This window comes from Moraxella sp. 179-F 1C4 NHS (assembly GCF_045370505.1).
Taxonomy (GTDB): domain Bacteria; phylum Pseudomonadota; class Gammaproteobacteria; order Pseudomonadales; family Moraxellaceae; genus Faucicola; species Faucicola tetraodonis.
Genome location: NZ_JBIQEC010000044.1, coordinates 1 through 7,133 on the forward strand (window position 1 = coordinate 1; position 7,133 = coordinate 7,133).

At 39.4% G+C, this 7,133-nt stretch carries 3 protein-coding genes and 3 pseudogenes; 2 read left to right on the forward strand and 4 right to left on the reverse strand.

Annotated features, from left to right (window positions below; translation table 11 throughout):
* Positions 1–75: 75 nt before the first annotated feature.
* The 4 genes and pseudogenes from ACH0AB_RS11450 to ACH0AB_RS11465 all read right to left on the reverse strand — a co-directional run.
* A pseudogene (locus ACH0AB_RS11450) lies at positions 76–621 on the reverse strand (KAP family P-loop NTPase fold protein); the annotation flags it as partial.
* A gap of 341 nt (positions 622–962) precedes the next feature.
* A pseudogene (locus ACH0AB_RS11455) lies at positions 963–2,411 on the reverse strand (DUF389 domain-containing protein); the annotation flags it as partial.
* Between the two features lie 148 nt (positions 2,412–2,559).
* A complete protein-coding gene (locus tag ACH0AB_RS11460; protein WP_406878228.1) occupies positions 2,560–3,522 on the reverse strand; it encodes a mechanosensitive ion channel family protein in 963 nt (320 codons plus the stop codon).
* Positions 3,523–3,532: 10 nt separating this feature from the next.
* A complete protein-coding gene (locus ACH0AB_RS11465) occupies positions 3,533–4,786 on the reverse strand; it encodes a cation:proton antiporter (RefSeq protein ID WP_065263969.1) in 1,254 nt (417 codons plus the stop codon).
* A gap of 500 nt (positions 4,787–5,286) precedes the next feature.
* Between ACH0AB_RS11465 and ACH0AB_RS11470 the strand changes: the two are divergent.
* Together ACH0AB_RS11470 and cobA are read left to right on the forward strand one after the other, a co-directional pair.
* Positions 5,287–6,414: pseudogene (locus ACH0AB_RS11470) on the forward strand (IS3 family transposase).
* Positions 6,415–6,596: 182 nt separating this feature from the next.
* Positions 6,597–7,133, forward strand: a 537-nt coding sequence (gene cobA / locus ACH0AB_RS11475) for a uroporphyrinogen-III C-methyltransferase (RefSeq protein WP_406878229.1), incomplete at its 3' end; no start/stop codon positions are given.

A 7,133-nucleotide genomic window follows, 5' to 3' on the forward strand; every position in this document is an offset into this window, starting at 1 on the left:
GATAATACTGTGCTTTATCAACCCAATTCTATCTTAATTTTATGATTATTTGGTCTAGACATTGGGGAGTACCTTAGATAGAGCTTCTTCATTAAGAAAATCTTTAGTTCCTTCTTGTCCACTCTCGATAAATTTATTTACTGCCTCAGCATCTTCTTCGTTTGCTTGCCCGTTGAACCCATTGCCAACGGCTTCAATTGCTTTGGAAGCCATACCAAACATAGGAACACCTGCGGCTAATGCAGCCCCTTCGGTGAATAATCCAAATAACCTTAACTTATTAATTCTCTTACTAATTTTTTTTGTTTTCTTAAAAAGACTTTCATTATCTTGAACTAATTTTGCGATTTCTAGTGTTATTACTTCAAGTAAGGAAGCACGAGCATCATCAAAACCTTGGTATAACCAGGCATCAAATTTGATAATAATAAAATCATTATTAGTTTCTGCCTGGATTGTATCTTCAATTAAATTCAATATGGTTGACTTACCTGTTCCCCATGAGCCAAACACGCCTATTGAAATAGGTAACATCGAGGGGGTTTTTAACACATTAACTACTATCTCGGAAGCTTCCGAATAATTTAAAAAATCCTTTTTAGAATCAGTATCTGACCACATTTTTCGACCTATGTTTATCCTATTATCTTTTGTTTGAGTATACTAAGATAAAATTTAATAAAAAAGCAGATTTAAAAAAATTACGACAACTTATGTTATTTGATATCAGGCTAAAGTATTTTAATTAAGTTTTTTAAAAATTATTTAAAGAAAATTATATTAATATTATTGATATGTTTTTATTAAAGTAAATAATAGCGGTTATTATTGAACGCCAAATACGACAAAACTGCTGAATTCCTTAACGGGTTCCCTTTTCAACAATAACAAGAGATATTATTGATGACTCACACTATAAACACTATTGCTTACCCTTTTGGCAATAAATAACATAATGAGTCTTACTTTTTACTCTCTTTAATCTGACTAAGTGATGCCTCATCAAGCTTGACATCATCTTTGGTAATTGGTGTTGTCTCAATCACTTGTTCAGGCACAAAACGGACTTGAAGTTTGGCAGGTGGGCGACTTGGAAAACGCTTCTTAGTCAAAGCAATGACCTTTTGTTCCATTAAATGGATATCGCTATATTTCGGTGGCGTTAAACCTTGCAATAACACCCGAATAAGATAGGGTTTAGTTATATCACTGGTCGATGGTTTTGCGGTTTTATCTGCCACATCATAGCTAATACTCACCACATAATTTGGCTGATTCGCAATAGACTGTTTAACGATCTCATTGACCGCGACTTCATAACTTTGCTGTTTAAGTTTCTGCTGAAAATTCAAGGTTAAATAGATACTGATCCCAATCAACAGCATCAAGGATATGGCGTTACGACGAATAAATAGCAAGCTTTGCTGCCATTTAGAATCCTTAACTTTCTCATCTTCTGCAGCATCCGTATCCAGCCTTCGAAACCCTGCTACCCACAGTACAAGTGCATTGGTAAACTGAATCGCTAAGATATTGGTTAGCGTCAAAATCAATGCCCCTAATGCCAAATCGTATTTACCATTTGCTAACAATATGCCGCTAGCGGTCAGCGGTGGCACCAAAGCGGTTGCCACTGCCACTCCTACTACTGCCACCGATAGATTGCGAGAAATCATGGCATACGCACCGGCTGTACCACCTGCAAGAGCCACCATCACATCCATGGTGTTCGGTGCGGTACGGGCGATGATTTCTTGGCTTTGTGACTGTTCTGGGTAAAGCAAGCCCAATATCATACCAATCACATATATCAGCACACCGCCTGAAAATAACGTCAGTAAGGATTTTTTGAGTAAGGCAAAACGCGCATCGATAATGGCTAGCGCAATACCGCTGATAGGTCCAATCAGCATCGCCACTAGCATTGCACCAATCACAACCGCTGGGGAATTTGCTAATAAGCCAAATCCAGCAATGATTGCCGCCAGTCCGTTTAACAAATAAAATGCCCGTGTGGGTAATGCCCCCGATTCGATATTGATACGTACTTGACGATAATCAATGGTTTGTTCGCTATTTTTTTTAGCAAGATACTGTTTAAAGGCTTCGTACTGAGCTTCTTGCTGTTCTTCTAACTGCTTTTGTACAGTTTGATGAATATTCTTGTCGATCGTCTCAAAGGTTAACGTTTTATTTGGTTCATTTGAGGCGTCAATATTATGAGTTTGATGCTTAGCATTTAAATGAGGTTCTGTGGTCGATTTCCTGTCAGTTTTATCGCTATCTTCCTCTTCATTGGCATTACTACTAAGCTGCTCATTCACTGCTTGGGCAACAGCTTCGATAGTTTTCTCATCAAATCCTTGATCGGTTAAATTTTCAATATCCTCTTGCGTCAGTGCAAGGGCGTCGGTCACTTCTACTGATGCCTTGTCGGGGACAACTGAGATTTTATACAAGCTAAAAGATTGATCAACTAGTTTAGGATTATCTTTTATTTTGGTAAACGTTAATGTGCTTAAATCTATCATAATAATTTTACTTGATTAAAGGATAAGGTTAGTTTTTTATATCTGAACTATTTTCTATTTTTACCAATAATGGATGGTTGGTATCCAATGTAGTAACCGGAAAAGGAATGGATATATTCGCTTCTTCCAATGCCTCCTTAACCAAAATAATAACTTCATTGATAGAAGCTACTCGATTGGTTTGTGTACCATCATCAATGAACCAGCGTACCCTTAAAACCACGCTGCTATCTGCTAACGCTGTAGCAATTACAGACGGTTCTGCCAGTTTCGATACCGTTGGCGCTGCCTTTAACACACTTAAAATCACTCGTTGGGCGTCAACGATATTGTTTTCATACCCGATGCCTACATCGAATTCTAGACGGCGTTGTGAATAGGCAGTATTGACGGTCATGGTACTGGTATAAAGTTGAGAATTAGGAATTACAACTTTTCTGCCGTCGTAGGTACGAATCGTCGTCGCACGGATTTGAATATCTTCTACCGTACCTTCAAAATTGCCCGAAATAATTTGGTCGCCAATACGAAATGGCTCTGATAATAATAACAATATGCCTGATAATAGATTTTGGAAGATGTCTTTAAAAGCAAAACCAATCGCAACCGACCCGATCCCCAATGCTCCGATAAGCTTGCCCGGTGTAAAGCTCGGTACCGCGATAATCATGGCAACCATAAAGCCCAAAAATAAAATTAGTGCGCTGCCCACTCGTCTAAAAACCGTGACTAAATTTTGATGGTGTTTACGACTCCCTAGTATTCTAGTGACCGCTTTTTTAAAAAAAATCGACAACACCCAAAATATTACAAACACAAGTGAAGCAACTATCAAATATGGAATGCGGCTTATCATCTGCTGCAATAGATGATTCGCTGATGTCATAATGGTTTGGTATTCATTCACCTTGTCGCCCAGCATATCCGCTTGGCTCACCATACTGACATAGGCAGGCAAATAATCAATAAAAAATAGGATTAATTCAAACATATCGATACCTTTAAAGCACCTTTAGCTGACTGGCTGTCACACTTTTTGCCACTCGGCCAATCGTTAGACCTTGAATTAAAATGGAAAATACCACAATCGCATAAGTCAACGTTAATAACAAATCTCGCTCGGCACCGGCAGGTAATTGTAATACTAATGCCACTGAAATACCGCCTCGCAGTCCACCCCAAGTCAATACTTTCCAAGCACCTTTGGGCAAACCTAAATATTTTTGTAGATTAAACGTTACACCGCCAACAACCATCAAACGAGCGAGTAAACCAATCGCTACCGCTAATATCGCCGCTATTAGCAAATTGCTATTCAAACTCACCATCACAATTTCAAGACCAATCAATACAAACAAAATGGCGTTTAAAATCTCATCAACGAGTTCCCAAAACAAATCCACATAGTGACGAGTATTATCGCTCATGGCATAGCTTCGCCCTTGATTGCCGACCATTAAACCCACGACAACCATCGCAAGTGGTGCTGATAAATGCCAGTGGCTGGCCAACGCATAACCGCCTAATACCCCAGCCAAGGTTAATAACACCTCTTCTTGATACGAATCAATGCTTTTTAACAAATAATACAGCACGGCACCTAGTAACAAGCCAAATGAAATACCGCCGCCTGCTTCAATTAACAATAAATGCCCAATATGCCCTGCTGTTGGTATCTCGCCGCTTGTCAGTACGCCAAGTAGCAACATAAAAATCACCACCCCAACCCCATCATTAAATAATGACTCGCCCGAAATTACGGTGTTAAGGCTTTTAGGGGCATTAGCATTGGCTAAAATCCCCATAACAGCAATCGGGTCGGTTGGTGAAATGAGCGCCCCAAACAATAAACACCAGATAAAACCAAGGTTAAACCCTAGCCATTGTAAGGCGACATACGTCAGTCCTGCGACAATAAAGGTTGATACCACCGTACCTACCACAGCAAGCAAGGCTATAGGCAGCTTATAGCGTCGTAAATCTTGCAAGTTGATATGCAATGCACCAGCAAATAACAACATGGAGAGCATCCCATCCATGAGTATTTCAGTGAAATCAAGCTGACCGACCAGCATTTTTTCATAATCAATCAGTGTATCAAACCCTAAGGCATTGAGAACAATCGCAATAAGTGACAGCAGCAGTGAGATGACCATCACACCGATGGTAGTCGGTAGACCGATAAAGCGATGATTGATATAAGCAAGTAAGGCAGTCAAGGTCAAGAAAATAGCAGCAATGTCAAAAGCATTCATGCGTCTGATCTCAAAATAAAATTTGTATCAGTGTAGCGAAAACTAATGCATAATTCAGCTAAAATCGCAATAAGGGTGTTGATGTGAATTACTTAGGGTTCAATCTTAGACAAGCATCGGCTCTTTGTCTTTAACCTGGGGTCAGCACAGAAAACGAAGAAATAGGGATTTAACGACTTTTGTCGAGTATTTTTAAGTATCCTTTAATTGTCTAAAAAACCAGCGTTTTTTAGACAAATCTAAACTACCTTAAGAAACTCGTCTAAATTCCTTAGTATGCTATTTTATACGAATTAAGTACTGAACCCGCTTAAGATAAAAATATATCGAATTTATTGTCGACAAATTTGAATCAAGCCTCATTGCTTACCCCTTGCCATATTCCATTTTCTAAAAAATCATATTTTGGATCAAAGTATCTTACATTCTTGTAACTCTCCCCTAAAATAAAACAGCTCAAACGTAGAGTTTCTTATAAACTAAAGATAAGGAGTTTTAGCATGAGCAAACGAATGACAGAAAGCCAGATCGTAGCGATATTAAAAGAAGCCGATGCGGGTGTACCCGTCAAAGAACTATGTCGTCAGCATGGCATTGCAAGTTCAACCTTTTATAATGAGTCACGTTAAGAAACAGTCCGGGGGACTGTTTTAGTGACGCAAGGCGAAGCGCTAGCGTAGTTAAAGCCAAATACGGTGGCATGGAAGCATCCGATGTCAGACGACTAAAAGAGCTTGAAGAAGAAAACCGCAGGCTCAAGCAAATGTATGCTGACTTAAGTCTAAAATCCCAGCTACAGGCAGAAATCATAAAAAAGCTATAGTGTCTGTAGTCGAGCGTAAAGCATTAGCCCAACAACTACAGGCACAGCATGATATCAGAGCTGTCAGATTGTCTGTATCAGCCGAACTGCTTACTACTATGAGCCTAAACTTAACGATGACGATGCTATCGTTGATAAGCTTACCGAGCTCACTGACAAGCATACCCGCTGGAGATTTCCAAAGTGCTATAAGCGGCTACGTAAACTTGGGTATGTCTGGAACCATAAGCGCGTATATCGGGTCTATACAGCGATGAAACTTAATCTTGGTCGCAAAGCCAAACGACGACTGCCTACACGTGCTCCCGAGCCACTGACAGTGCCAAATAGCTTGGGGCATACTTGGTCAATGGATTTCATGAGTGACAAGCTGCATAACAATATCCGCTTTCGCACCTTTAACGTAATTGATGACTATAACCGTGAACTATTAGGCATTGATATTGGTACGAGCATCCCATCACTACGAGTGATTCGCTATTTAGATCAGTTAGCCCAGTGCCATGGCTATCCTAACAAGATTCGGGTTGATAATGGCAGTGAGTTTACCTCAACTATTTTCACTGATTGGGCGGCGGCTCATGGTATTTTGGTCGATTATATTAAACCTGGATGTCCGTACCAAAATGCGTATATTGAACGATTCAATCGTAGCTATCGAAATGAGGTGTTAGATTGTTATTTGTTCAATAATTTAAATGAGGTTAGACAATTAACGGATGAATGGATCGAGGTTTATAACCATGAACGACCGCGTGATTCATTGAATGATATGACACCTGCTGAGTATAAACAGGTGGCTTAATGTTTCTACTTTGATGTTGTTTTAAGTTTGGGGTATTTACACTTACGTATTCCGATAATTAAATATAGCATTTTTCAATAGGATATAATAGTAAAAGGCATGGTATTTGCAATCCCATATTTATGGATTAATTATTAAAAATTGATTCATTTTCAAATATATAAATTGCAGCGAGAATGCCTATGCCATCAATTAATAGTCCAGTTTACCAAGATGTCAGTGCTTTTGATGATATCGGATACACGTTTTATAGACATGGTGCAAAGGATGATAAATTTCGAGCTAAAATAGGGAAAGTGTATCTTGTTGGTGCAGGTACAGGTGACCCAGAATTACTCACAATTAAAGCATATAAAGCTATCTTAAAAGCAGATGTTATTTGTTACGACAATTTGGTTAGTGATGAGATTTTGGCGATTAACCCAACAGCAGAGAAAATTTACGTTGGAAAAAAATGTGCAAAGCACAGTATGCCACAACAAGATATTAATGGCTTGTTAGTAACGCTTGCTAAGCAAGGTAAAATCGTCATTCGGCTAAAATCAGGCGATCCGTTTATCTTTGGTCGTGGTGGTGAAGAAATGCAGACCGTAGTGAGCGCCGGCATTGCATGTGAGTCGATTGCAGGCATTACCACAGCATTAGCAGTCGCCAATAGCGTCAATATTCCGCTCACTCATCGTGACCATGCCCAGTCGGTGAAGTTTGTTACTGGGTTT

Bases quoted from the DNA above. Each gene is read 5' to 3' on its own strand.
- ACH0AB_RS11460 (WP_406878228.1), bottom strand. From the start codon at position 3,522: ATGTTTGAATTAATCCTATTTTTTATTGATTATTTGCCTGCCTATGTC.
- ACH0AB_RS11465 (WP_065263969.1), bottom strand. From the start codon at position 4,786: ATGAATGCTTTTGACATTGCTGCTATTTTCTTGACCTTGACTGCCTTA.